The sequence below is a fragment of the Vibrio sp. TAP-3B genome (assembly GCF_057784735.1).
On sequence record NZ_CM173495.1, the window covers coordinates 2,421,652 to 2,448,161 of the forward strand.

At 48.0% G+C, this 26,510-nt stretch carries 23 protein-coding genes and 1 pseudogene; 7 read left to right on the forward strand and 17 right to left on the reverse strand.

Annotated elements, in window-relative coordinates:
* Positions 1–27 precede the first annotated feature (27 nt).
* The 3 genes from atpD to glmU all read left to right on the forward strand — a co-directional run bounded on the left by atpD (position 28) and on the right by glmU (position 3,382).
* The gene (atpD, locus tag AC3D28_RS11425) at positions 28–1,431 is read left to right on the forward strand and encodes a F0F1 ATP synthase subunit beta (protein ID WP_488534806.1); all 1,404 of its coding nucleotides are present in this window, start codon (positions 28–30) and stop codon (positions 1,429–1,431) included.
* An 18-nt stretch (positions 1,432–1,449) separates the two neighbouring features.
* The gene (locus AC3D28_RS11430; protein ID WP_098417001.1) at positions 1,450–1,872 is read left to right on the forward strand and encodes a F0F1 ATP synthase subunit epsilon; all 423 of its coding nucleotides are present in this window, start codon (positions 1,450–1,452) and stop codon (positions 1,870–1,872) included.
* Between the two features lie 148 nt (positions 1,873–2,020).
* Entirely contained in the window at positions 2,021–3,382 is a 1,362-nt protein-coding gene (gene glmU / locus AC3D28_RS11435; protein ID WP_098416999.1) for a bifunctional UDP-N-acetylglucosamine diphosphorylase/glucosamine-1-phosphate N-acetyltransferase GlmU, read from the forward strand.
* Between the two features lie 89 nt (positions 3,383–3,471).
* Here the strand turns inward: glmU and AC3D28_RS11440 are convergent.
* Both AC3D28_RS11440 and punC read right to left on the reverse strand, forming a co-directional pair.
* Positions 3,472–3,803: pseudogene (locus tag AC3D28_RS11440) on the reverse strand (amino acid ABC transporter permease); the annotation flags it as partial.
* A 51-nt stretch (positions 3,804–3,854) separates the two neighbouring features.
* On the reverse strand, positions 3,855–5,060 hold the full coding sequence (gene punC / locus AC3D28_RS11445) for a purine nucleoside transporter PunC (RefSeq protein WP_098416997.1): 1,206 nt from the start codon (positions 5,058–5,060) through the stop codon (positions 3,855–3,857).
* A gap of 153 nt (positions 5,061–5,213) precedes the next feature.
* On the opposite strand from punC, the gene punR reads away from it, so the two are divergent.
* Complete coding sequence (gene punR, locus AC3D28_RS11450; RefSeq protein ID WP_488534807.1) at positions 5,214–6,116, forward strand: DNA-binding transcriptional activator PunR; 903 nt, start codon at positions 5,214–5,216, stop codon at positions 6,114–6,116.
* 31 nt (positions 6,117–6,147) lie between these two features.
* On the opposite strand, the gene ilvA is transcribed toward punR, so the two are convergent.
* Genes ilvA through ilvG form a run of 5 tightly spaced genes read right to left on the reverse strand, consistent with a single transcriptional unit; the run spans position 6,148 to position 12,447 of the window.
* A complete protein-coding gene (ilvA, locus tag AC3D28_RS11455; protein ID WP_098416994.1) occupies positions 6,148–7,692 on the reverse strand; it encodes a threonine ammonia-lyase, biosynthetic in 1,545 nt (514 codons plus the stop codon).
* 5 nt (positions 7,693–7,697) lie between these two features.
* Complete coding sequence (gene ilvD / locus AC3D28_RS11460; protein WP_488534808.1) at positions 7,698–9,539, reverse strand: dihydroxy-acid dehydratase; 1,842 nt, start codon at positions 9,537–9,539, stop codon at positions 7,698–7,700.
* A gap of 14 nt (positions 9,540–9,553) precedes the next feature.
* Positions 9,554–10,492, reverse strand: coding sequence for a branched-chain-amino-acid transaminase (gene ilvE, locus AC3D28_RS11465; RefSeq protein ID WP_488534809.1), 939 nt, complete (start codon positions 10,490–10,492; stop codon positions 9,554–9,556).
* A 12-nt stretch (positions 10,493–10,504) separates the two neighbouring features.
* Positions 10,505–10,789, reverse strand: coding sequence for an acetolactate synthase 2 small subunit (gene ilvM / locus AC3D28_RS11470; protein WP_098416990.1), 285 nt, complete (start codon positions 10,787–10,789; stop codon positions 10,505–10,507).
* Positions 10,790–10,800: 11 nt separating this feature from the next.
* Positions 10,801–12,447 carry an acetolactate synthase 2 catalytic subunit gene (gene ilvG / locus AC3D28_RS11475; RefSeq protein WP_488534810.1) on the reverse strand — a complete coding sequence of 549 codons (1,647 nt, stop codon included), beginning with the start codon at positions 12,445–12,447 and terminating at the stop codon, positions 10,801–10,803.
* A gap of 464 nt (positions 12,448–12,911) precedes the next feature.
* Between ilvG and AC3D28_RS11480 the strand changes: the two genes are divergently transcribed.
* Positions 12,912–14,435, forward strand: coding sequence for a YifB family Mg chelatase-like AAA ATPase (locus AC3D28_RS11480; protein ID WP_488534811.1), 1,524 nt, complete (start codon positions 12,912–12,914; stop codon positions 14,433–14,435).
* A gap of 58 nt (positions 14,436–14,493) precedes the next feature.
* On the opposite strand, the gene AC3D28_RS11485 is transcribed toward AC3D28_RS11480, so the two are convergent.
* From AC3D28_RS11485 to AC3D28_RS11510, 6 genes are all read right to left on the reverse strand, one after another.
* Positions 14,494–15,450, reverse strand: a complete 957-nt coding sequence (locus tag AC3D28_RS11485) for a DUF2860 domain-containing protein (RefSeq protein ID WP_488534812.1) — start codon at positions 15,448–15,450, stop codon at positions 14,494–14,496.
* 366 nt (positions 15,451–15,816) lie between these two features.
* Entirely contained in the window at positions 15,817–16,419 is a 603-nt protein-coding gene (locus tag AC3D28_RS11490) for a thiol:disulfide interchange protein DsbA/DsbL (protein WP_098416983.1), read from the reverse strand.
* 50 nt (positions 16,420–16,469) lie between these two features.
* Positions 16,470–17,456 carry a serine/threonine protein kinase gene (locus AC3D28_RS11495; RefSeq protein ID WP_488536083.1) on the reverse strand — a complete coding sequence of 329 codons (987 nt, stop codon included), beginning with the start codon at positions 17,454–17,456 and terminating at the stop codon, positions 16,470–16,472.
* 55 nt (positions 17,457–17,511) lie between these two features.
* A complete protein-coding gene (gene ccoG, locus AC3D28_RS11500) occupies positions 17,512–18,933 on the reverse strand; it encodes a cytochrome c oxidase accessory protein CcoG (RefSeq protein WP_488534813.1) in 1,422 nt (473 codons plus the stop codon).
* 264 nt (positions 18,934–19,197) lie between these two features.
* Positions 19,198–19,464 carry a YihD family protein gene (locus AC3D28_RS11505; RefSeq protein ID WP_098416980.1) on the reverse strand — a complete coding sequence of 89 codons (267 nt, stop codon included), beginning with the start codon at positions 19,462–19,464 and terminating at the stop codon, positions 19,198–19,200.
* A gap of 142 nt (positions 19,465–19,606) precedes the next feature.
* Positions 19,607–19,774: a hypothetical protein gene (locus tag AC3D28_RS11510; protein ID WP_098416978.1), complete on the reverse strand. Its 168-nt coding sequence runs from the start codon at positions 19,772–19,774 to the stop codon at positions 19,607–19,609.
* Between the two features lie 296 nt (positions 19,775–20,070).
* Between AC3D28_RS11510 and AC3D28_RS11515 the strand changes: the two genes are divergently transcribed.
* A complete protein-coding gene (locus AC3D28_RS11515; RefSeq protein WP_488534814.1) occupies positions 20,071–20,877 on the forward strand; it encodes a sporulation protein in 807 nt (268 codons plus the stop codon).
* 72 nt (positions 20,878–20,949) lie between these two features.
* The gene (trhA, locus tag AC3D28_RS11520; protein WP_488534815.1) at positions 20,950–21,603 is read left to right on the forward strand and encodes a PAQR family membrane homeostasis protein TrhA; all 654 of its coding nucleotides are present in this window, start codon (positions 20,950–20,952) and stop codon (positions 21,601–21,603) included.
* Positions 21,604–21,677: 74 nt separating this feature from the next.
* On the opposite strand, the gene AC3D28_RS11525 is transcribed toward trhA, so the two are convergent.
* From AC3D28_RS11525 to rsmB, 4 genes are all read right to left on the reverse strand, one after another.
* Positions 21,678–22,262, reverse strand: coding sequence for a DUF3157 family protein (locus AC3D28_RS11525; RefSeq protein WP_488534816.1), 585 nt, complete (start codon positions 22,260–22,262; stop codon positions 21,678–21,680).
* Positions 22,263–22,288: 26 nt separating this feature from the next.
* Complete coding sequence (locus tag AC3D28_RS11530) at positions 22,289–23,734, reverse strand: TrkH family potassium uptake protein (protein WP_488534817.1); 1,446 nt, start codon at positions 23,732–23,734, stop codon at positions 22,289–22,291.
* A 9-nt stretch (positions 23,735–23,743) separates the two neighbouring features.
* A complete protein-coding gene (gene trkA / locus AC3D28_RS11535; RefSeq protein WP_488534818.1) occupies positions 23,744–25,123 on the reverse strand; it encodes a Trk system potassium transporter TrkA in 1,380 nt (459 codons plus the stop codon).
* Positions 25,124–25,187: 64 nt separating this feature from the next.
* Positions 25,188–26,471, reverse strand: a complete 1,284-nt coding sequence (gene rsmB, locus AC3D28_RS11540; protein ID WP_488534819.1) for a 16S rRNA (cytosine(967)-C(5))-methyltransferase RsmB — start codon at positions 26,469–26,471, stop codon at positions 25,188–25,190.
* Positions 26,472–26,510: the final 39 nt, after the last annotated feature.

The following is a 26,510-nucleotide window of genomic DNA, read 5'->3' on the forward strand; positions in this document are numbered from 1 at the left end:
AAAACGAAACAGTTTAGAGGATTAACGATGGCTACAGGTAAGATCGTACAGATCATCGGTGCGGTAGTCGACGTAGAGTTCCCACAGAGCAATGTACCTAGTGTATATGACGCTCTAAACGTAACGGACTCAAAAGAACGTTTGGTTCTTGAAGTTCAACAACAGCTAGGCGGTGGTGTAGTTCGTTGTATCGTTATGGGTAGCTCTGATGGTTTACGTCGTGGAGTGGAAGTGGTTAACACAGGCGCTCCAATTTCAGTACCAGTCGGTACTAAAACTCTAGGTCGTATCATGAACGTCCTAGGTGACGCGATTGACGAGCGTGGTGAAGTGGGAGCGGAAGAAGTTTACTCTATTCACCGTGCAGCACCAAGCTACGAAGAACAGTCAAACGAAACAACGCTTCTAGAAACGGGTGTTAAAGTAATCGACCTAATTTGTCCATTCGCTAAGGGTGGTAAAATCGGTCTATTCGGTGGTGCAGGTGTAGGTAAGACCGTTAACATGATGGAACTTATCAACAACATCGCACTTCAGCACTCAGGTCTATCAGTATTTGCTGGTGTTGGTGAACGTACTCGTGAAGGTAACGATTTCTACTACGAGATGCAGGAAGCGGGCGTTGTAAACGTTGAGAAGCCTGAAGAATCGAAAGTAGCAATGGTTTACGGTCAGATGAACGAGCCACCAGGCAACCGTCTACGTGTTGCACTGACTGGTCTAACAATGGCAGAGCGTTTCCGTGACGAAGGTCGTGACGTACTACTGTTCATTGATAACATCTACCGTTACACGCTAGCAGGTACAGAGGTTTCAGCACTACTAGGGCGTATGCCTTCAGCGGTAGGTTACCAGCCAACTCTTGCAGAAGAGATGGGTGTACTTCAGGAACGTATCACGTCAACGAAAACGGGTTCTATCACGTCTGTACAGGCGGTATACGTACCTGCGGATGACTTGACTGACCCGTCTCCGGCTACGACGTTCGCGCACTTGGATGCAACGGTTGTACTTAACCGTAATATCGCGGCGATGGGCTTATATCCGGCGATCGACCCACTAGATTCAACATCTCGTATGCTTGATCCCCTAGTTGTTGGTCAAGATCACTACGATGTGGCTCGTGGCGTTCAGCAAACTCTTCAGCGCTATAAAGAGCTGAAAGATATCATTGCGATTCTAGGTATGGACGAGCTATCTGAAGAAGATAAGCAAGTTGTATCTCGTGCACGTAAGATTGAGCGTTTCCTAACTCAGCCTTACCACGTAGCGGAAGTATTTACAGGCGACCCTGGTGTTTACGTATCTCTGAAAGAGACTCTACGTGGCTTTAAAGGTCTATTAGCTGGTGAATACGACGACATTCCTGAGCAGGCATTTATGTACTGCGGTAGCATCGACGATGCTATTGAGAATGCGAAGAAGCTATAAGGCTAACTAGGAGGCGATATGGCAGCAATAACCTTTCACCTAGACGTAGTAAGCGCCGAGAGGAAAATCTTTTCTGGACGTGTTGAAACGTTTCAGGTGACCGGTAGCGAAGGTGAACTTGGTATTTTCCATGGTCACACACCGCTGCTGACCGCTATCAAGCCTGGTATGGTGCGTATTGTGAAACAGCACGGCCACGAAGAAATTATTTATGTTTCTGGTGGTATGGTTGAGATCCAGCCTGGTACAGCGACTGTACTAGCGGATACAGCTATCCGTGGTGAAGAGCTAGACGCAGCGAAGGCAGAAGAAGCCAAACGTCGCGCTGAGGAGGAAATCCAAAATCAGCATGGTGACATGGACTTCGCACAAGCGGCCAGTGAACTGGCTAAAGCCATGGCTCAGCTACGAGTTATCGAGCTGACAAAAAAGCGTCGCTAAGCTCAATTAGCAACGTTGCATGAAAAAAGGCGGCCAATTGGTCGCCTTTTTGATTAATTTTAGTTGGAAATTTACCTTACTCCATTAACTATTTAAAAAGAGCTGTTTAAAATAACGGCCAATTAACATAAACGTCCATAGGTTCTCAATGAAATTCAGTGCTGTGATTCTTGCTGCGGGTAAAGGCACCCGTATGCATTCGAATATGCCTAAAGTGCTACACCCTTTAGCCGGGAAGCCAATGGCAAAACATGTGATTGATACATGTATCTGCCTTGGCGCACAAAATATTCACTTAGTGTTTGGTCATGGTGGCGACCAAATGCAAACCACTCTTATTAATGAGCCTGTTAATTGGGTGCTTCAGGCAGATCAGCTAGGTACCGGTCATGCGGTTGATCAAGCGTCACCGCGCTTTGAAGACGATGAAAAAATCTTAGTACTGTATGGCGATGTTCCACTCATTTCCGCTGAAACAATAGAAAACTTACTTGATGCTCAACCAACTGGTGGTATTGCGCTGTTAACCGTGATGTTGGATAACCCAGCGGGTTATGGACGTATTATTCGTAAAAATGGCCCTGTGGTCGCGATCGTTGAGCAAAAAGATGCGACGGAAGAGCAAAAGCAGATTAAAGAGATTAATACGGGCGTTATGGTGGCGACGGGGGGCGATCTTAAACGTTGGTTGTCTGGTTTAAACAACAATAATTCGCAAGGCGAATACTACCTGACCGACGTTATTGCGGCGGCGCACGATGAAGGCCGCGCCGTGGAAGCGGTACACCCTGTCAATGCGATTGAAGTTGAAGGGGTTAACGACCGTGCTCAATTGGCACGTCTAGAGCGTGCGTTCCAAGCCATGCAAGCTCAGAAGCTATTAGAACAAGGCGTAATGCTACGCGACCCAGCACGCTTTGACCTACGCGGGGAACTGCAGTGCGGCATGGATTGTGAAATCGATGTAAACGTGGTCATTGAAGGTAACGTATCACTAGGCGATAACGTCATTATCGGTGCCGGCTGTGTGTTGAAAGACTGTGAAATCGATGACAATACCATTGTTCGCCCTTACAGCGTGATCGAAGGTGCGACAGTCGGTGAAGAGTGTACGGTGGGACCATTTACTCGTCTTCGTCCTGGAGCAGAGATGCGCAACGATTCTCACGTCGGCAACTTTGTTGAAGTGAAAAACACGCGTCTTGGTGAAGGGTCGAAAGCGAATCACCTTACTTATCTAGGTGATGCCGAAATTGGCCAGCGCACTAACATTGGTGCGGGCACGATCACTTGCAACTATGACGGCGCAAACAAGTTTAAAACCGTGATCGGCGATGACGTATTTATTGGTTCTGACAGCCAGTTAGTGGCACCCGTCACTATTGCTGATGGTGCGACTATCGGCGCGGGTACAACGTTGACCAAAGATGTTGAAAAAGGTGAGTTAGTGATTACTCGCGTTAAAGAGCGCAAAATTACTGGCTGGAAACGTCCAGTGAAACAGAAATAACGCTTCTTACACAGCATTCCTAAATAGGTGAAATCAAGCCGCTTACAATGAGCGGCTTGATTGTTTTTAGCGTGTGCTGAACAATTAGTGGCTGGGTATGACGATGCATTTTTTAGCCACCGAACCGTTTGAGAAACGAATAGGATGAGTAACAAGTACTCCAGAACGAGAAAGGTATAAATCTCCAAGAGTAAGTACTCATTCACCACCAGCTTATTCGCTCGCCGCGTGAGAACGCTTAAACCGAGTGTCATGGCAAAGAGCATACTACTTGGATTGTATCGCTGAACCCTGCCATGAGAAATTTAAAGTTTATCAAGCCTTGTTCAGTAGACGGATCGAGCACATACCAACCCCACTGATCATTAGAGCACCCCGTTAGCAACAATAAAGAAATCAGCCATAGATATCGATAGGTCACATTTGATCATACAGAGCCGCATCAGCATGCGGCTCTGTATGGTCAGAACGATTAAAGCTCGTCTTCACTCACCACACGTGAGTTATCAGGCGTGGTGAAGTGCTTGGACAGATCGCGATTGGATAAAACATACCCCATCCACAAACCACCCATACAAATCATGATGGCGACGCCGGTTACGGTTTGAGCTTGACTCGCCATGGCTGCAACGAGCGCACTTGCAAGGCTGCTCACACAAATTTGTAAACTGTTTTGTAACCCAGCTGCAGTGGCAGGGCTCTGTTTTGCACTGGCTAAGGCGCGGTTGACCACGATAGGGTACAGCGCCCCGTTTGCCACGGCAATCAAACAAAATGGTGCGAGAATTGGCCAGATAGACGACAACGCCCATTGCGATGCGATAAAAATCATCAGTGATGCCACACTGAATAAGCCAATCAACTGACGCAGCACTTTTTCGTCCCCAAATTTACGCACACCCACTTTACCGAGGTAGCCGCCGACCATAAACGCAATTGTTTGTGGGATAAAGCTGAGGCCGATGTCTTTTGCTTCGTAGCCGAGCTGAGCCATGATTTCTGGCATACCGGTTAGGTAAGCGAAGAATGCCGCTGAAGCCGTAGCAAACATAAATACGTTTCCGAGGTACTTCTTAGACCCAAGAAGTGCTTTGATGTCGGCAGACACACTGGTTTGTTTGACTTCTGCTTTTTCATCTTTCTGAAGCATGGTAGCGATGATAAGCAACACTCCGACCAGTGTTAGCGCGAAAAAAATACTGTGCCAACCAAAATTGTCAGCCAGTAAAACACCGAACTGAGGAGCCAACGCCGGCGATAACGCAACCAGTGGCATAATCGTTGCGAATATTTGCTGACTACTGCTGGAGTGACGCTGGATGACCATCGCTTGCCAGATAACCGCTGGAGCGCATACACCAATCGCTTGAATAAAGCGCAGGGTTAACAATTGCCACACTTGGTCACAGAAAGCTAAACCAAATGATGCAATGGTAAACAGCACCAAGCCTACGGCCAGTGTATTACGATGACCAAACTTATCGGATGCCAGTCCCCACATAAGTTGACCAATCGCCATCCCTCCCAAAAAGACAGTTAAAGAGAGTGCGATTTGTTCTGGTCCAGTGGCAAAGTCAATTTCCATCGCTTTGAAGGCTGGAAGGTACATATCGGTGGCCACAAAGCCGAGCATCGAAAGAGCTATGAGATATACGAGTTGTAGTTTTGATATTTTCATTTTCAACCAATCAAATTATTTAATTAATTATTAGTGAAAATCAGTCGGAAATAGCCCTGATTTACTTACTTAACCATTCTATTTTTAGATTTTAAGAAAATAAAACGTTAAAATTTTTAGTTATCAATCAAATTTTTTGAAAGGTAGAATGACATGTTCTCCAAATCATCATTGGAAATGCTGGATACTGTGGCTCGATTAGGCAGTTTTACCGCAGCAGCCGAGGTCTTGCACAAAGTCCCTTCGGCGATTAGCTATGGTGTTCGCCAAGTGGAGCAAGATCTGGATGTGGTGCTGTTTCGTCGTCTTCCGCGTAAAGTGGAATTGACCGCAGCTGGTGAACTGTTTATTACCGAAGCACGCATGTTGCTCCGGCAAATGGCCGAGATTAAGGCGCAAACACGCCGCGCAGCACACGGTTGGAAATCAACGTTAAAACTGACGTTAGATAACGTAGTGAAACTCGATAAACTTAAACCTCTGATTGAAGATTTTTATCGAGAGTTTGAGTTTGCAGAGCTGCAGATCAATATGGAAGTCTTTAATGGCTCTTGGGAGGCGATCGCCCAAGAGCGTGCGGATATTGTCATTGGTGCCACTTCGGCGGTTCCGGTTGGAGGTGATTTTGAAGTTCGAGACATGGGATCGTTAGATTGGGCATTGGTGATGTCACCCGCCCATCCTTGTGTGAGGCTGCAAACGTTGACGGAAGCGGCAGTCAGCCAATTTCCGGCCATCTGTTTGGATGATACATCAAATGTATTGCCTAAACGTCATACAGGCCACTATCCACAGCAACGCCGCTTGTTATTACCGAACTGGTACGCGGCGATTGAGTGTCTAAAAAATGGAATAGGGGTAGGGTATATGCCCCGCCATATTGCGATGCCGTTGATCAATGATGGTACGCTGGTGGAGAAAATATTGCCAGATGATAAACCGCTCAGCCACTGTTGTCTGGTATGGCGTAAAGATGATAATCATAAGTTAATCCAATGGATGGTGGACTATTTAGGATCGTCCACGCAATTGCATCAAGATTGGCTACAGTCTTAAAAAAACCTCGCTAAGGCGAGGTTTTTTTCGGTTACGATAAGAAGAATTTATAGGATGGATTCTCCGTTTCGTCCTTGCATTGGTAACCTAGTTCACGCAAATGCGCGGAAAACTGAGCCAAATCGCTTTCATCTAATTCGAAACCACACAAAACGCGTCCGTAGTCTGCACCGTGGTTACGGTAGTTGAATAAGCTGATGTTCCAATGCGTACCAAGCGTGCTTAAGAACTTCAACAGTGCACCGGGGTATTCAGGAAATTCAAAGCTATACAGACGCTCTTTCAGCGGTTTCGAGGGTTTACCACCGATCATGTAGCGAACGTGCAGCTTGGCCATTTCATCGTCAGATAAGTCCACCACTGGGTAGCCACCTGCTCGTAGGTCGTGAATGATCTGTTTAAGCTCTTCTTGGCCACCTAGCAGGCGTACACCCACAAAGATATTGGCCAGTTCGTCGTCGTTGTAGCGGTAATTAAACTCCGTCACCGCACGACCACCAATCAAATGACAGAATTCAAAGAAAGCGCCTTGGCGCTCAGGAATCGTAACTGCGAGTAAGCCTTCTCGTTTTTCACCCAACTCACAACGTTCTGATACATACCGTAATCCATGGAAGTTGGTGTTAGCCCCAGAGAGTACGGTGCCAAGGCTCTTGTTCTTGAGTTTGTTTTGCTCGGCAAATTTCTTCAAACCTGCCAGCGCCAATGCTCCAGAAGGCTCCGCAATCGCACGAGTGTCTTCAAAAATGTCTTTTACTGCCGCGCAGATTTCATCACTTGAGACGGCGACATGACCATCAATGTATTTCTGACATAAACGGAAGGTTTCTTCCCCAATGCGTTTAACCGCTACACCATCAGCAAACATGCTGACCTGATCCAAGACAACGGGTTCGCCAGCATCGAGAGCCGCTTTTAAACAGGAAGAGTCTTCTGGTTCAACCGCGATGACTTTGATTTCTGGCATCAGCTGTTTGACCAGTACCGCGACGCCCGCCGCTAAGCCCCCGCCGCCAACTGGAACAAAAATGTAATCAAGGTGGCCATTTTGCTGCAGCATTTCCATGCCAATCGTACCTTGGCCCGCAATCACTAATGGGTGGTCGAAAGGGGGAACAAACGTGTAGCCATGTTCCGCTGACAAACGCTCTGCCTCGGCTTTGGCTTCATCAAAGTTGTTGCCATGCAGAACCACATTGCCGCCAAAACTGCGTACGGCGTCGACTTTGATATCTGGAGTCGTCTTTGGCATCACAATGGTGGTTTTAATGCCCAGTTTTGTGCCAGAGAGCGCCATTCCCTGAGCGTGGTTACCTGCTGAAGCGGCAATCACCCCTGACGATTTTTGCTCTTCGGTTAAGCTTGCCACCATGTTGTAAGCACCGCGCAACTTAAATGAATGCACGGGTTGGCGGTCTTCACGTTTGATTTGGACATGATTACCAATTCGCGCCGACAAGCGAGGCATATCTTGCAGAGGTGTGACGGTTGCTACCTCATAAATCGGTGCACGGAGGATTTGGCGCAGATAGTCTGCGCCTGTTTGAGCCACTTTCTTTTCGGGTTGAGAATCCATCAGTGCTAACCCTCTAGCTTTGATTTGTCTCGCACAGCCCCTTTATCTGCACTGGTTGCCATACTGGCGTACGCTTTGAGTGCAAAAGAAACTTCACGTTGACGGGCGGCTGGCTTCCAGCCCTGTTTATCTTGCTTTGCTCGGCGCTCAGCGATCTCATCTTCTCTCACATCAAGGGTGATAGCACGGCTAGGGATATCAATAGTGATGATATCGCCATCTTGAACCAAACCGATAGTACCGCCACTGGCGGCCTCTGGAGACACATGACCAATCGACAGGCCCGAGGTACCACCGGAAAAGCGACCATCAGTGAGTAAGGCACAAGACTTACCCAGTCCCATCGATTTTAAGTAAGTGGTAGGGTAGAGCATTTCCTGCATGCCAGGGCCGCCTTTCGGACCTTCGTAACGGATCACGACCACTTCTCCCGCTTTCACCTTACCACCTAAGATGCCATCAACCGCAGAATCTTGGCTTTCGAAGACAATCGCAGGGCCTTGGAAGGTAAGATTTTCCTCATCCACACCTGCGGTTTTTACAATACAACCATCGACGGCAATATTCCCAGACAGCACCGCTAGGCCACCTTCTTGGCTGAATGCGTTTTCTTTTGAGCGAATACAGCCATCAACGCGATCATCATCAAGACGATCCCAGCGGCAGTCTTGTGAGAAGGCTTGGGTCGTACGGATGCCTGCTGGGCCTGCGCGGAAGAATGTTAGAATCTCTTGGTTTTCTGTTTGCATGATGTCGTACTCAGCAAGCTGCTGCTGCATGGTCATGCCGAGTACCGTGTGCGTACTGCCGTTTAACAACCCCGCACGGTCGAGCTCACCCAAGATAGCCATGACGCCACCAGCACGGTGCACATCTTCCATGTGATACTTTTGAGTCGAGGGGGCCACTTTACAAAGATGTGGAACACGGCGAGACATCTCATCAATATCGTTCATATCGAAATCTACTTCACCTTCTTGTGCGGCAGCTAAAAGGTGCAGAACGGTATTGCTCGATCCGCCCATTGCGATGTCCAGCGCCATGGCGTTTTCAAAGGCGGCGCGGTTAGCGATGTTGCGAGGTAGCGCGGACTCATCATCTTGCTCGTAGTAACGTCGCGTTAGCTCAACGACACGTTTACCGGCGTTAATGAATAACTGTTCACGGTCGGCGTGTGTCGCCAGCATCGAACCATTACCCGGCTGAGAGAGTCCTAGCGCTTCGGTTAAACAGTTCATTGAGTTGGCGGTAAACATGCCTGAGCACGATCCGCAGGTTGGACACGCACTGCGTTCGATCTGCTCGCTTTGTTGATCCGAGACGGTAGGATCCGCGCCTTGGATCATGGCGTCAACCAGATCGAGCTTAATGATCTGATCAGAGAGTTTGGTTTTCCCGGCTTCCATTGGGCCACCTGAAACAAAAATAACCGGAATATTGAGGCGCATCGCGGCCATCATCATTCCCGGTGTGATTTTGTCACAGTTAGAGATGCATACCATGGCATCGACACAGTGCGCATTGACCATGTATTCTACAGAGTCGGCAATTAATTCACGTGATGGTAGCGAATACAGCATGCCGCCGTGGCCCATGGCGATGCCATCATCGACTGCGATAGTATTGAATTCTTTGGCGATACCGCCTGCTTTTTCGATTTCACCCGCAACTAACTGACCCATGTCTTTCAAGTGCACGTGACCTGGAACAAATTGAGTAAAGGAGTTCACCACTGCAATAATGGGCTTGCCGAAGTCTTCATCTTTTACCCCTGTTGCACGCCAGAGCGCACGAGCACCGGCCATGTTACGTCCATGTGTGGTGGTTGCTGATCTATATTTTGGCATTTCCTAATTCCTTCTTACTTCTGCTCTGGGTACACATAGTCTAACCAGCCCCATTTATCTTCCGTGGTGCCGTTAAAGAGGCCAAAGTAGGCGTGTTGCAACTCTTTGGTGATTGGACCGCGCTTACCGCTGCCCACCTCAATTTTGTCGATGGTTGCCACAGGCACGACTTCCGCTGCGGTACCGGTCATAAATACTTCGTCAGCAAGGTAAAGCGCTTCACGAGCAATGGTCGTTTCGCGGACGTCGTAACCTTGGTCACGTGCAATGGTCATGATTGAGTCACGCGTGATACCTGGCAGGATTGCACTGGTTGCTGGTGGCGTTGTGATCACGCCGTCTTTAACCACAAAAATATTTTCACCGGCGCCTTCCGATAGGTAACCATCCACGCTAAGTGCGATGCCTTCGTCATACCCATTACGACGCGCTTCACCACCCACCAGTAGTGAGGACAGGTAGTTACCACCTGCTTTTGCGGCGGTTGGGATGGTATTAGGTGCCGCGCGGTTCCAACTAGAAATCATCGCATCTACCCCTTTTTCTAGCGCTTCTTCACCCAGATAAGAACCCCAAGGGAAGGCCGCAATGATCAGGTCCATTTCTGTGCCCACTGGTGGGCAAACGCCCAGACCCACGTTGCCGACAAAGCCTAGTGGGCGGATGTAAGCACTATCCAACTTGTTTTGGCGCAGTGTTTCGCGGGTGGCTTCCATGATTTCTTCTACAGAAAAAGGGATCGGGAAGCGGTAAATCTTGGCGGAATCTTTTAAACGTTTTGCGTGCTCATGGTGGCGGAAGACAATGGGTCCTTTTGGCGTGTTGTAACAACGTACCCCTTCAAATACCGAGGTACCGTAGTGCATGGCGTGCGTCAATACGTGGACGTTTGCTTCTGCCCATGGAACCATCTTGCCATTAAACCAAATGAAATCTGCAGTTTTTGTTGCCATTTATTGCCTTCCTTATGCACTGACATGTTGTTGTAAGTTGTGATTTGGCAGTTCATCGTTGCGGATTTTCAGTACCTCAACGTTACGAACGTCCCACAACTTCTCTATTTGATTGATCAAAAACGAGATTGGCCGATCGCTGTCGACGATGATCTCAACGCTGGCGACTTTACTTGCGTGGTTTTGTGTGGCGGCGACTTGTTTGATCACGAAACCTCGGTGACGAATCACACGGAGAACGCGCTCCAACAATACCGGTTTGTCATCGGCTTTGATGTCGAGTAAATATCTGTCCATGCGATGGTCTCCTATGTATTTTCCAACATATCACTGTTTGATGCGCCTGGTGGCACCAATGGCCACACGTTTTCTTCTTCATCAATCAAAACGTGAAGCATGTAAGAAGTTTCGCTTGCCAGCATCGCTTTCAGCGCTGGCTCCACTTCTTCTTTTTTGGTGATGGTTTTGCCCGGAATATCGAAGGCTTTTGCCAACATCACGAAATCTGGGTTGTCATCAAGAATGGTTTCACTATGGCGACCGTCGAAAAACAGCGATTGCCACTGGCGCACCATGCCAAGACGTTGGTTGTTGAGGAGAACAATCTTCACTGGAATTTGGCGGCGTTTCAGCGTGCCCAATTCCTGAACATTCATCATGAATGACCCGTCACCTGTAATCAGGATAGACTGATCATCCGGCCGTGCAACGGCGGCGCCCATCGCGGCAGGTAAGCCAAACCCCATGGTGCCAAGCCCCGCTGAAGTGATGAAGTTTTGTGGATCGCGTGGTTGGATATGTTGCGCGGCCCACATTTGGTGCTGACCGACATCAGTCGACACAATTGAGCTATCCGGCATCATGTCTGAAAGCTGCTTAAGCAGAAGCGGTGCGTAGATTAACTCTCCCGGGTGATCGTAACGCCACTTAAAACCGCTGCGCAGGCTCTCACTGTGATGCACCCACGGTGAGATATCTTGAGACAGCTCTAGCTGAGGAAGAATGGTGTTGATGTCGCCACGCAGTGGGGCGTTGGCGTGGCGAAGCTTATGGATTTCAGCGGCATCAATGTCGATATGGATGACTTTGGCATGCGGCGCAAAGGTATCCAGTTTACCTGTTACTCGGTCATCAAAACGTGCACCGACCACAATCAATAAATCCGCTTCTTGAACCACCAAGTTGGCGGCTTTGGTGCCATGCATACCAAGCATGCCTAAATAGTGAGGATCATGACGTTCTATGCTGCCTAGGCCTTTTAGTGTACTGACTGTTGGCATTGGATTTAGGCGTAAAAACTCACGCACGGCATCGGTTGCTTTTGCGATCTGCACGCCGCCGCCAACATACAATACCGGACGAGTTGAGGCTGCCAGTACGTCTTGCGCGCGTTTGATGTCTTCAGCGCTGACATCTTCAATGGCAGGCGCTACGTAGGGAGGTAACAAATCTGTTGGGGCTTGAGCAAGCTGAACGTCTTTGGCGATATCCACAAGCACTGGACCCGGACGACCCGTTTTAGCGACCTCAAAGGCTTCGGCGAGTGTTGGAGCAAGGTCGTCGATGTCAGTGACTAAGTAGCTGTGTTTCGTACAGGCGAGAGACATACCAATCACATCCATCTCTTGGAATGCATCGGTACCGATATGAGAGCTAGCGACCTGGCCTGTGATGGCGACAAGAGGAACGGAATCAAGAAAAGCGTCAGCAAGGCCAGTCACGAGGTTGGTGGCGCCGGGTCCGGAAGTGGCCATACAAACGGCAACATCTTGCGTTGCTCTTGCCATTCCGATGGCGGCCATGGCGGCCCCTTGTTCGTGTCGACATAAAATGTGTTCGACACCTCCGTCGTACAAGGCATCATAAATTGGCATGATGGCTCCACCAGGGTAACCAAAAATGGTTTCGATGCCTTGCTGTCTTAAAGCGGCTACGACAAGTTGTGCACCAGTCATCGTAAACCTCCTTTGCTACGTTGTGGCTCGTAGCGATTGCCATATTGTGTGCACTTCATGTGCGCTCCCATTCTTCCCGTTAAACTGTCCAAGGGTTAGACAGATGACAACTCGTAGTTGTAAAAAAACCCCCGGACCTTTCAGTGCGGGGGTTTTTTCTAATTTGTGGTTACCTATCGCCCACAATCCCCCGCGCGGTGCCAATAATGACCACGATAATCAGGGCTAGCAGAGTGTTGATATGAGCGAGTAGGTTCATCTGTCTGTCTTTTTGTTGTCGTTAAATTTTATTGTGTCATGTTCTACGAAATTGTTTGCGTTATTAGTGGTATCACACAAATCCGCTGCATGACAAGCAAAAAGTCATTCTTTTTTCACATTAACTCTCAATTTGGACGCGGTATATAACATAACCACATAGATAAAACATTTGCTTATAGAGTGTTCAATAATTTGGGGAGCGTATGGGCCTAGCAATCATTTACAGTCGAGCAAGTGTCGGGGTGCAAGCACCATCGGTGAGTGTAGAAGTTCATATCAGTAACGGCATGCCGGGTTTTACGTTGGTTGGCCTGCCAGAAACTACCGTAAAAGAAGCCAAAGACCGTGTGCGTAGTGCGATCATCAATTCTAATTTTCAATTTCCAGCGAAGCGGATCACCGTCAACTTAGCCCCGGCAGATTTGCCGAAAGAGGGGGGGCGTTTTGATTTGCCTATTGCATTAGGCATTTTGGCTGCTTCAGATCAAATCGCGACAGATAGGCTAAAAAATTACGAATTTATTGGTGAATTGGCATTATCTGGAGGTTTAAGACCGGTGAAAGGTGTGCTGCCTGCAGCATTAGAAGCGAGCAAGATCCCGCGCCATTTGGTCGTTCCTCATGTTAATGGTGATCAGGCGGCGTTGGTGGGCAAAGAGCAACATAAATCGGCGCAGTCGTTACTGGAAGTATGTGCCGAGTTGTGTGGTCAACATCGACTGAATCTTTTTCAAACGCCGAAGCGAAAAACGGTCGAAAAGCATGGTCGAGATTTGCAAGATATTATTGGCCAGCAACAGGGTAAGCGTGCATTGGAGATAGCGGCAGCGGGAAACCATAATTTATTGTTTTTAGGCCCTCCCGGTACCGGTAAGACGATGCTGGCGTCGCGGCTGTGTGATTTATTACCGGAGATGAGTGACGAAGAAGCGATGGAAACTGCTTCGGTTGCATCGCTGACCCAGAGCGAAATTAACGAACACAATTGGAAGTCACGACCGTTTCGTTCTCCGCATCATTCCAGTTCAATGGCGGCGTTAGTTGGTGGAGGCTCGATACCTCGACCTGGGGAGATTTCACTCGCTCATAATGGGTTACTGTTTTTAGATGAGATGGCAGAGTTTGATCGCAAGGTACTGGATTCTTTGCGAGAACCACTCGAATCTGGCCAAATCATCATCTCACGTGCGCAAGGTAAAACCCGTTTTCCCGCACGTTTTCAGCTGGTAGGGGCGCTCAACCCCAGTCCGACAGGGTTTTACGAGGGCAACCAAACCCGCACCAATCCGCAAGCGATCTTGCGCTACCTTGGTCGTTTATCGGGCCCGTTGCTTGATCGCTTTGATATGTCATTAGAAATTCCAGCGTTGCCCAAAGGAACGTTGGCTGAAGGTGGTGAGCGAGGAGAGTCGACCTTTGTGGTCAAAGAGCGTGTGAATCATGCACGCAACCATATGCTTAACCGCAGTGGCAAAGTGAATGCGCTGTTGGGCAGTCGAGAAATAGAGGCGTTTTGCCCTTTGCACAAAAGTGATGCGGAATTTCTTGAGACTGCGTTGCATCGACTGGGGCTGTCGATCCGTGCTTATCATCGAATCATTAAAGTGGCGCGCACTATCGCTGATCTTGAAGGTGCTGAGCAAATAGGTCGAGCTCATTTAGCGGAAGCGCTTGGGTATCGTGCGATGGATAGATTATTGAAACAACTCACGGCACAAGCGGTTTAGAGAAAGAGACCAATCCCATCGCAACAAGTCAGTAAGCGACTTGTTGCGATGAAGGGCGCTAGAAGGTGTAGTTTAAACCGAGTGACACTAGATACTCTTTTTCATCATAGAACATGATATTCGAGTCTGTGTGGCTGTAACCGGCTAAAGAGATGAATGACCAGTTTTGCCAGTCAAATACGTTTTGATATTCATAGGCCGCAAATAGGCTGATGGTGTCGTCATTTCGTGTTTTAGCAAAAGTTTGGCTAGCGGCTTGATAGTCTTTCCATGCATAACCTGCAGTGAGGGCCAACCGATGGCGATGGATAAATTTAAACCAGCTGATGTCAAATCCGTACGAATTAAATGATTCCGCCTTACCGTCGGCATTTTGATTAATATAGGTAAACGCCGGTTGCAACATGGATGTTTGATTAAGTGAAATCCGATAGTCACCTTTAACGTAGTAAAGGCTCGCATCGCGAGCGAGTGAACGGTCGGTTACTTCTTCTTGCTCAATGTCTTTATCAGCATAAGCGAGATCAAGGTTAAAGTTTTTATCAATCAAACCTTTGATTTGAAACCGATAGGCATTGCCGTCCACATCCGTTTCTTGACGGGCGGTTCCGATTTGATAGGGGTTGCGCCAGGTTTCGCCCTTGAGCACGGTCGGTAGATAAGAAATATCGAGTACGGTGCCGGACGGCAACTCGTGTTGATAGCCCAACTGAAAAGCGAGTGTACCGACCGCGACATCCGAACGTGTGGTACCCGCGTAAAGTTGGTGGTTGAGTCGGTTACCAAAGGTGTATGTCACGCTTCCTAGCGGCGCAGCGATAACAGAGCTGTCACTATCGGCCCGCTTATTGGGAGAGTCGATGGTGTTACTATTTTCTGTATTGAAGTTGGATTCTGATGAGACAAATCCGGCATTCAGCGAAATTTCACCGCCAAAACCTGCGGTTTCAGCGAGTTGAGCCTGAGCAGCACTGACGATAAAGGCCAAAGACAAAAGAGTTAGCCTTGGTTTCATTCGTTATCTCCTTATTGTGACATGAATGGTGCGAGGGGTGAGGTAACAAATCTGACCATTCTCATACACAGTCTAGTGGCGCAGTATAATTACACGCAGTTTTATTGTTCATGTATTACCACGGTTTTAAAGTGTTGTTTCTAAGCGTGAAAGCGATCACAACAACAGCCAATAAGATGATGTGGCTGCGGGCAACGACTCATGCTGGTATTTCAGCGATTTCCAACCGAGTAGAGTCGGGTGCTTAAGGTGATGAGGGGCTTTTTAGCAAGATAGCTGGGAGGAGCAAGATAAAGTACAGCGATTAAATAAGAGAGATAAATAAAAAGGGAGCGATGCGCTCCCTTTTTGATGAAGTTGTTTGGCTTATTTTAGTGCTAGCAAGTGATTCACTAGAGAAAAGTACTCATCCATCGTTTTAATACTTTGTGCTTGAATCAAATATTTATTGTTGACGATAACCGCAGGTACGCCAGTTAGGCCGCTGTTTTCAAACTGCTTATCCATGCGACGAACCATAGAGTCGACGGCAAAGCCTTTGAAAGCCGCGTCGAATTTTTTCGCTTCTACTCCTTCGTCGAGGAAGATCTGGCGAAGTTCTGCATCATCACGTGGTGCTTTACTCATATTGTGAATGCGGTTAAACATCACTGGCACCATTTTATCTTCAATCTTCAGTGCAACCATCGTCGCGTATGCCTTACTCATTGAAGGACCCATGTTACCCCCCATGAACGAGACATGGTTCTTTTGTAGCTTGGTGCCTTCAGGTAGTTGCTTCTTCAGTTGCTGAATCACTGGCTCAAAACTACTACAGTGTGGGCAGTAAAAAGAGAAAAACTCAGTAACCAGAGGTCTTTTTGATGCCTCAAGATCCAATACTTTGTAATGTTCACCTGCTTGGAATTGTGCTGCATGTGCTGACAGGCTAAGCATCAGCATAGAAAATAGTACAAACAGCTTTTTCATTTTAATATCTCCATTTTCGAATTGTTCGGCCTGACTTATTTAGGTTGTTATTACCAGTGAGGCATTAAAGATAGTGGGGCTTCTTCTAGAGTGGCAATTTGCTCTTTAAATGCGAGAACCTGACCTTCCCAGTATTTTGGCTCATTAAACCATGGAAAAGCGAGTGGAAACGCAGGGTCATGCCAACGTTTTGCTAGCCATGCCATATAGTGCACCATTCGTAGACCGCGAAGAGGTTCGATTAGTTTCAATTCTGCCGAGTTAAAATCGCAAAACTCTTGATAAGCTTCCAAAACAATATCCAGTTGCATCAATTTTTCTTGGCGTTCGCCACTCAGCAGCATCCACAAATCTTGCACCGCAGGGCCGTTACGTGAGTCATCTAAATCGACGAACATTGGTCCATCACGCCACAAAATATTGCCTGGATGACAATCCCCATGCAGGCGAATGGTGTTAAAACCTTGTTGCCAACGGTTTTCGATGGATTTGATCAGCATGTCCAGATCATTGAAGAAGCTGTTCTCTAAATGCATAGGAATCATGTTTGAGCGCTGCAGCGTTTCACGCGGTTGGTAAAGGTACTCTTGCAAACCAATGGTTGGGCGATGTCGGAATACTTGTCGACTGCCGACGTTATGGATACGACCAAGGAAGCGACCAACCCCTTCCAATTGGTTTAAGTTATCCACTTCAAATTGACGCCCACCGACACTATCAAATAACGCAAAGCTGTAACCTTGATAGTGGTGAAGAGTGTGGCCGTTAATGCGTACTGGTGGCGCAACCGGGATTTCGTTCTCGATCAGTTCCAAGGTGAAGTTGTGCTCTTCTTGGATTTGTTCGTTGCTCCAACGTTCTGGACGGTAGAATTTGACGACGTAGCGACGGCGCTCTTCGTCGATGAATTGATAAACACGATTTTCATAACTGTTCAGAGGAAGAAAACCAGATTCCGCGCGAACACCAATACTTTCTAACGCGTACCACATGAGATCTGGGGTAAGGGCGTTAAAGTTAAACATACTGTGGGACATATAAACAAAAAGGCTCATTACTGAGCCTTTTTCCATTAGTCATCGAAGTTTGCCGTTATAACTTCTTAATAAAGCGGCTTTCTACTTCGATGGTGAATTCGTTGCTCTTATCGGTGAGTATAAACTGAATTGTCGTGATCGCAGAGTTTAGCGTGTCAGGATCAACGGCAAGACTCATGGGCAAGTTCAATACCTCACCCGGTTGAACCTGGATAGTTTGCTTACCGTACCAGTTTACATCCGGCAATCCCTCAACATCTAGCGAGTATTGTTGTACTTGTTGTGTTTTGTTGATCACTTTCAGTGTGTAGGTATTTTCTATTTCACCCGAGCTATTGACGCGGAACAGTTGGTTACGGTCGCGAATTACGCTCATGCCGGCTGGATCTACCGCAGCGACCTGAGCGAAGAATAAGCCTAGCATTACCAATAGTACTGCGCCATAGCCGAGTAGTTTAGGGCGCATCACTTTCGTCGTTTTCCCTGATAAGCGATGTTCAGTGGTGTAGCTGATCAGCCCTTTTTCATAGCCCATACGTTCCATGGTATGGTCACATGCATCAATACACGCACCGCAGTTGATGCATTCATACTGTAAGCCATCACGAATGTCGATGCCCGTAGGGCACACCTGGACACATAAATTACAATCAATACAATCACCCAAGCCGAGCTGTTTTGGGTCTGCTTTACGCGGGCGAGGACCACGCTTTTCACCGCGTTTTACATCGTACCCGACGATAAAGGTGTCTTTATCAAACATGGCAGATTGGAATCGTGCATAAGGACACATGTGAATACACATAATCGAGCGCATCCACCCAGCATTGCCATAGGTACAGAGCGCAAAGAACATCACCCAAAACACAGGCCAGAAGCTGGCGTTAATCGTGAAGAAATCAATGACTAATTGCTGCATCGGCACGAAGTAACCAACGAAGGTGAAGCCGGTAGCGAGTGCAATAGCAAACCACGCGATGTGTTTCAGTGTTTTGCGCATGGCTAAGTTTGCCGTCATCTTGTTGGAGTCTTGCTTGCGGCGTTTATTGGCACTGCCCTCGAGCTTTTCTTCAAACCAGATGTACATGAACGTCCACACGGTTTGCGGGCACAAATAGCCACACCAAACTCGACCCAAAAAGGTGGTGATAAAAAACAACGCGAAGGCGGCGATCACAAACAGTAGCGCGAGTAGGGTGAGGTCTTGTGGGTAAAGGGTCGTGCCGAAAAAGTTGAATTGTTGATTACCGATATCGAGCAATATCGCTTGGCGTTCACCGTAAGGGATCCACGGTACCAGTGCAAACAGTAACAATAAAAACCACCCACCGTAGCGACGCAGTTTTTGGTAAGTCCCTTTACTCTCGCGTACGTAGATGCGGTTGCTTGGGTTGAACCGATCTCCGTTTCCTTTGTGAGTTTTGGGGTTAAAGGTTTTAGGAGTCACATCTTTGATATCGATCTTATCTTGACTCATGCACTCATCCTTCTTAGGCTTTTTATAATGTACGGCGTCATTTCTATTGATGTCGCTCGATGACATTGCTGTTTTTATATTTTAGTAAATACTGATGGACGGCGATTATACAATCAATAACAATTTCTTTTCTTTAACGCAGTCAACCTTTAACAACAAAAGTCAGTACAGTTAACCCAATAATTGGCTGATCAGTTACAACCGTCGTGGTGCTGAAAGTGTTTGGTTCTAAAAAATCGCCGCAAAAAGTCGTTATTGGCCGGTTTATTTGATGATGCCGCGAGCGCGTAAGATGGCGGTTTTGAAATCTTCTTCTTGGTCTTTCTTTAGACCTGGGATCATGTCATCTTTGTGGCTGTTACGCATTTTAAGATGGTAGATCAGCACGTCGTCAGTGAGATCTTCCAACCTTCCTTCGTAACCTGCTTCTTGGGTTAATTTCACGATGAACGCTAATAGGTTCATGTCTTGATCTTTGTGCCACTCGGGTTCTAGCAGCTCAAGCAACTCTTCAATACGATGACACTTCATTTCTTTCTCCACAGAGTGTATTGGTGTAATTGAGCCTAAAGGTATCAAATTGCTTGGTGAAGACCAAACAAGAATAGGATTCATACCCAGTCATTCTCGTAGCGGATAGACAAAAAAAGCGCAGCTTGCGCTGCGCTTTTGATTAAGCTGCTTTGATAACTTTGGTCGGAACACTCGACATCATTGCCGTCTTCTCAACCAATGTCATTGCTGGCGCAACTTGCTTTGCCTTTGGTGCAGTAGTAAAGCCACTGCGGCGGCGCATTGCACTAGTATTAGTGTGTGCGAACCTGACTGTTGTTGGGCGCATTAAATTACCTAACTGTCAGGCATCTCCATTGCCGATGTTATGGCCTGAATCATTATGAGCTAGGCTCCAACAAGATTGAAGAATCACTCTTTTGGCTCTCGCCAATCCAGTTAATGAGTCAGGAATACTGATATGCATGCATATCAATTGTAAGGTTAGCATTCTTGTAATAATTGGTCGATAGTTGAACAGTTGAATTGTTTGGTTTTTGTCATTTTATGACAAATAACGAGGTGAATTTTGTTTGATCCCATGATCAGCAGGAGTAGTATGAAATCTGGACAAAGGAGGTGGCTATGTCATTTTTAAAGAAGACACTGGCAAGCTTTGGGATTGGGAGCGCGAAGGTTGACTCAATTCTAAACCAAGACGTGCTATACCCTGGTCAAAGTGTGAATGTGTCTATCCATGTTTATGGTGGTGCAACCGAACAGGCGATCGATAACATTGATTTAAAGCTTTGTTGTCGTTACATCGCGGAAGCGCCAGATGACCGAGGGGCGCAAGAAGGACACAGCATGCGCCGAGTCCCACAAACTCATGTGCTTGCGAAGTGGAGCCTCCCTTATGCGTTTACTATCCATTCCGGTGAAGAGCGTACCTTCGATGTGACGCTCGAGGTGCCTTGGAATACACCGGTCACGATTGGAGATGCCAAAGTGTGGCTTGAAACCGGTTTAGACGTCGCCGCAGCTCTGGATCCGACCGATAAAGATACCCTCACCGTTCGACCTGACCCACTGATGGATGCGGTATTATCGGCATTTGAAGCGCATGGTTTGCGCCTTCGCCAAGTGGAGTGTGAGGAAGTAAAAGGGTTCGACCTACCATTTGTGCAAGAATTTGAGATGGTGCCGACTGATGGGCCATACCATGGTGTGTGGCGTGAGTTAGAATTTGTCGCTCACCGTAACGAGCAAGAACTCAAGTTATGGTTTGAAGTCGATCGTACACGCAAGGGCGAGGGTGGCATGCTCGCAAGTTTACTTGGGAGAGGAAAACTCAAGCGAGAATTGAGCATTCCCGTGAGCACGAACCTAGATGAGGTTGGTGAGCTTGTTCTCACTTATCTCGACCAAACGACAGTTACGCACGAGTCTTAATTTAAGCTTACACGTGTAAGCTTTTAATGTGCGATACTAGGACGAATTTAAAACTCTCGAACAGGCACATTGATGTCCTTACCGCAGAAGTCTCAATACAGTCAAAGTGAAGAACTGGCCAATACCCTCACTCACGGGATTGGAATGATTTTTGGCATTGTTGGTCTGATTCTATTGTTAAGCAAAGCCATAGATCAGCAAGCCGATACACTGACCTTGACCAGCATGGCCGTGTACGGCGCCAGTATTATTGTGCTGTTTTTGGCGTCTACGCTGTATCATGCGATCCCTCATCCTCGGACCAAACGTTGGCTGAAAACCTTCGATCACTGTGCTATTTATCTGCTCATTGCTGGCAGCTATACGCCCTTTTTACTGGTGAGTTTGCGTACCCCCTTAGCCATCGGGCTGATGATTTTCATTTGGAGTGTTGCGCTGATTGGCATCATGATGAAAGTGGCGTTTGTTTATCGCTTTAAAAAGCTATCACTGATGACCTATTTGCTGATGGGTTGGTCGTCGTTGATTGTCATTTACCAACTCGCGATTAATCTTGATATCGGTGGACTGACATTGTTGGCGGCTGGTGGGATCATATATTCGCTCGGGGTGGTTTTCTATGTCGCTAAGCGTATTCCGTTTAATCATGCGATCTGGCATGGTTTTGTCTTAGCGGGATGCGTGTGTCACTTCTTCGCGATTTATTACTTTGTCGAGCCTATCTAAGCCAGCGAGACAGAGATTGGTCCGACAAAGCATGTTCTGTTCGCGAGGTGCTATGTCTATCAAAGTTTAATAGATTAACGCGTTTTGATGTCTAACACTTTCGCGGAAAATTGGTATTGCTGAGCTTTCGGCACAGCCAGTTTGATGGCTTTCCCTTGCTTCGCTTGCTGTGGACGCAGGTAAGTATCCGCCATTCGCTTGATGGATTGCCAAACCGTCACGTTTTCCTTGGTTAGTTGCTTGCCAGACATATCAAATACCTGCACTTCCACATCAATTTGAATCACCGACTGTGAGCTTTGGTTGGTAATGGACGTTGGCAGTACGAGCTCACCACCTTCATAGCTCGCGGAGCCAATCAGTACGTCGACACCAGAGTCAGACAGTTGCATGGTTGTTTTTTTTGCGTTTACCATCACGGTAGTACCGATAGTTTTCGTTACGACTGGAATCGTCGCAATCGCAGAAGTTGCGACCGTTTCAACCGCGCTGGTTGTCGCTTGAGTCTCTGCCGCTTGTGGCGCAGGACTGTTCATCACGTATTCCCAAGTAAAGTCATCGTTCAACTTCACTTCTCGTCCATCCGCTAAAGTGACAACCTCAGCGGCGTAAGTGGATGAGGTGGCGAGGAGGGTCGCCAGAGTGATCCATGTTTTCATTATTATACCTTTGGAGTGAAGAGAGGTTAACGGCGCCAAAACGCCGGGAAGAACAGGACAAGAATGGTCAGAATTTCCAAGCGTCCCATTAACATGCCAAAACTTAATAGCCATTTCGCAGTATCGGGCAATGGGGCAAAGTTACCTGTTGGACCAATAACCGCGCCTATACCTGGGCCGACGTTTGCCACGGCGGTAATTGCGCCAGAAATGCTAGTGATAGGACCTAACCCCAGAATACTTAAACAGCCTGCGATAAAAATGATGGTGATCAAGAACATCAAACCAAACGCGACCAGTGAACGAACAATATCGTCATTCACTGGGCGTTGGTTGTAACGTTGAACAAACACACCGGAAGGGTGAACCAGTTTCATCATTTGTTTATTCAGCAATGTCATCGCAATTTGAAAGCGGAAGACTTTGATCCCGCCAGACGTTGAGCCTGAACATGCGCCTGCCATCATCAAGAAGACGAATAGCGTTGTGGGCAATGTGCCCCATGCCGTAAAGTCCTCTAAGCCAAAACCTGTTGTTGTGACGACAGAAACGATATTAAACATCGATACTCGTAGCGCATCCCAAATAGTGTACCCATCTCGAATCACTAACCAGGCAGAAATCACTAAGCTTGAGAAAAGGCACAGGTAAGCAAACCCTCGTACTTGAGCGTCTTTGACCAATGCATTGAGGCGGCGTTTGCGTAAAGCCGCGATGAAGAGCAAGAACGGCAAGCCACCCAAGAACATAAAGCCCGTCGCGACCCAATGTGCGCCGTTGGAGAAGGTGTTCATTGAATTATCAGACGTTGAGTATCCGCCCGTAGACAGTGTGGTCAGTGCGTGGTTGGTGGCTTCAAACAGGTTCATTCCGGTGAGTAGGTATCCGATAATGCACAAACCCGTCAGCATCAGGTAGACAATCACGATGTTTTTGGCGACCGTTTTGGCCCTCGGGCTGCTTTTATCTGACCAATCGGACGATTCGGTTTGGAACAGTCTCATACCGCCGACATTGAGCATAGGGAGTACAGCAACCGCCATCACAATAAAGCCGATACCGCCTAACCATTGCAAAATCGAACGCCAGAGCAAGATACTCGGCGCCATGTTGTCTAAGTCAGTCAGTACGGTAGAGCCTGTCGTGGTGATGCCTGACATGGTTTCAAAGTAGGCGTCAGTAAAGCTGATATGGTTGATAAACACAAATGGCAGCGCAGCGAAGGCGCTGGCGATGGTCCACACCAAGCTGGTAATGAGGAACATGTCGCGCACACTGAGTTTGAATTTGGCGGTTCGGCCAATCGTCAAACAGATAAAGGCAACGAGGTGCGTGATCACAACGGCTTGAGCGAAATCGAGGAATCCACCCGTACCAGTGAAGAAAGCGACCAAAGTCGGCACGTACATAAACAGGGCCAGTTTGGATAAAACCAGCCCAATGACCAAGAGTACGGGACGTAAGTTGACCATAGGGAAATCCTAAAGGAAGAATGGACTCGGTTGGAATAGCGCTTCGACGTCTGATACGTATTTTTTGTTGACCAAGAACATCACCACATGGTCATCTTGCTCAATGACGGTACGGTCGTGGGCGATGAGTACTTCTTCACCACGAACGATAGCACCAATGGTGGTCCCGGGCGGGAGTTTGATATCGCCAATTGCACGGCCAACCACTTTCGATGTGCTCTCATCACCGTGGGCGACGGCTTCAATGGCTTCTGCCGCCCCACGGCGTAGAGAAGAGACGTTCACAATGTCGGCACGACGAACGTGCGTCAGGAGGGCAGAGATGGTGGCTTGTTGTGGTGAGATCGCCACATCAATCACGCCGCCTTGTACTAAGTCTACGTACGCGCCACGCTGGATCAATACCATGACTTTTTTCGCACCCATGCGTTTTGCCAGCATGGCTGACATGATGTTGGTTTCATCTTCGTTGGTCAGTGCGATAAAAACGTCTACTTGGTCGATGTTTTCTTCAGACAGGAGCTCTTGATCGGCCGCATCGCCACAGAATACGATGGTGTTTTCTAACTGTTCAGAAAGCTGCTCTGCGCGTTGATAGTTACGCTCGATCAGCTTTACACTTTTGTAGTTTTGTTCGAGGCGTTTCGCTAAGCTCGCCCCAATGTTACCGCCACCGACAATCATGATGCGGCGATAAGGCTTCTCAAGGCGTTGCAGTTCACTCATCACCGACCGAATGTGGTTACTTGCCGCGACAAAAAATACTTCATCATCGGCTTCGATAATGGTGGTGCCTTGTGGACGAATTGGACGACCTTGACGGAATATGGCCGCCACGCGGGTATCGATATGTGGCATGTGCTCGCGTAGGGCAGACAGCGCATTGCCGACCAGCGGGCCGCCATAGTAGGCTTTTACCGCCACGAGGCTGACTTTCTGCTCGGCAAAGCTCACGACTTGCAGTGCGCCTGGGTATTGGATCAGACGCTCGATGTAGCTCGTGACCAGCTCTTCGGGGGCGATAAGGTGATCGACAGGAATGGCCCCCGATTTAAATAGGGCTTCTTTTTCTGCCAGATATTCGGGCGAACGAATACGAGCAACGCGATTTGGCGTATTGAACAGAGTAAATGCCACCTGACAGGCCGCCATGTTGGTTTCGTCGGTATTGGTTACCGCGACGAGCATGTCAGCATCTTGCGCGCCGGCCTCATGCAGCACGTCTGGGTGACTCGCATGGCCGTTCACAACCCGCAGGTCGTACTTGTCCTGCAGTTCACGCAGTCGGTCGGTGTTATTGTCAACGACGGTGATATCATTGTTCTCACCGACTAAGTTTTCCGCCAATGTGCCGCCAACCTGACCTGCACCAAGAATAATGATCTTCATACTCTTTTCTCGTTATCTGAAAAAGGCGATTGAATTCATCCCAATCGCCCTATTTAGTATGCTATTACGCGTGTGTTTTGGTGAGCACCGCGTAGTAGAAACCGTCCATATTTTCCTCGCCTGGTAGAATTTGATGGCCAGGCTGAGTGGGATCAGAATCCATCAATTGTGCATCCGTGGTGCGTGCTAAAAACGCTTTCACTTGCTCGACGTTTTCTTGCGGTGTGATAGAACACGTCGCGTAAACCATGGTACCGCCCGGTTTCAGCTGCGTCCACATCGCGTCAAAAATCTCACGTTGCAGTTCGGCTAAAGCTGCAATATCGTCTGCACGACGTAACCATTTGATGTCTGGATGGCGACGAATCACGCCCGTCGCAGAACATGGTGCATCGAGTAAAATGCGATCAAATTGCTCACCTTGCCACCATTGTTGTGGATTACGCGCATCACCGCAAACCACTTTTGCCTGAAGGTTGAGACGCTTCAGGTTTTCATGCACGCGTTTTAAGCGTGTTTCGTCGCAGTCGATCGCGATCACTTCACTGCCCGACGTGCGCTCTAGAATGTGCGCCGTCTTGCCACCTGGCGCTGCACAGCAATCTAAAATCAGTTCGCCGTCTTGTGGTTTTAGGTAGTTGATAGCCAGCTGAGCCGCCGCATCTTGTACCGATACCCACCCTTTATCAAAGCCAGGTAAATGAGTCACATCACAGGGCGCGGCCAATTGTAGGGCGTCCATTGCTTGGGAGTGTGGTGTGCTATCAATGTTTTCATTTTTGAGTAGCGCAAGGTATTCATCACGAGTGTGGTGTTGGTGGTTCACCCGCAACCACATTGGTGCTTTTTGGTTGTTTGCTGCAACAATACCTTCCCATTGTTCTGGGTACGCTTCTTGTAACAGCTTGAGCAACCAGCTTGGATGAGCGTATTTACCAGCGTTGTGGCTGACGGCAATTTGGTCGAGTTCTTCTTGGCTGCGTTGATAGTTACGCAATACGGCGTTGATCAGACCACGTAGGCGAGGGCCTTTTAGTTCTTTCGTGCCTTCCACCGTTTCACCAACCGCCGCGTGCGCGGGAATGCGCATAAAGCTTAATTGGTAAATGCCCACCAGAATGAGGTGATGGAACACTCGCTGCTTGCCTTTCAGAGGCTTGTCCATCAGTTGGCTAGCGATCGTTTCTAAGCGAGGTAGGTAACGCAGCGTACCGTAACAGATCTCTTGTAAAAGCGCATGATCACGAGGTCTTACATTTTGTTGCGCCGCTGGAAGAGCGCTTGAAAGTGAGTGGCCCTTGTCAACGACAAGATACAAGACGTTAGCAGCTGCAGCGCGAACATTCATGATGAGTACCTTAAAGTAAAGGAGGGCATCTCTGCCCTC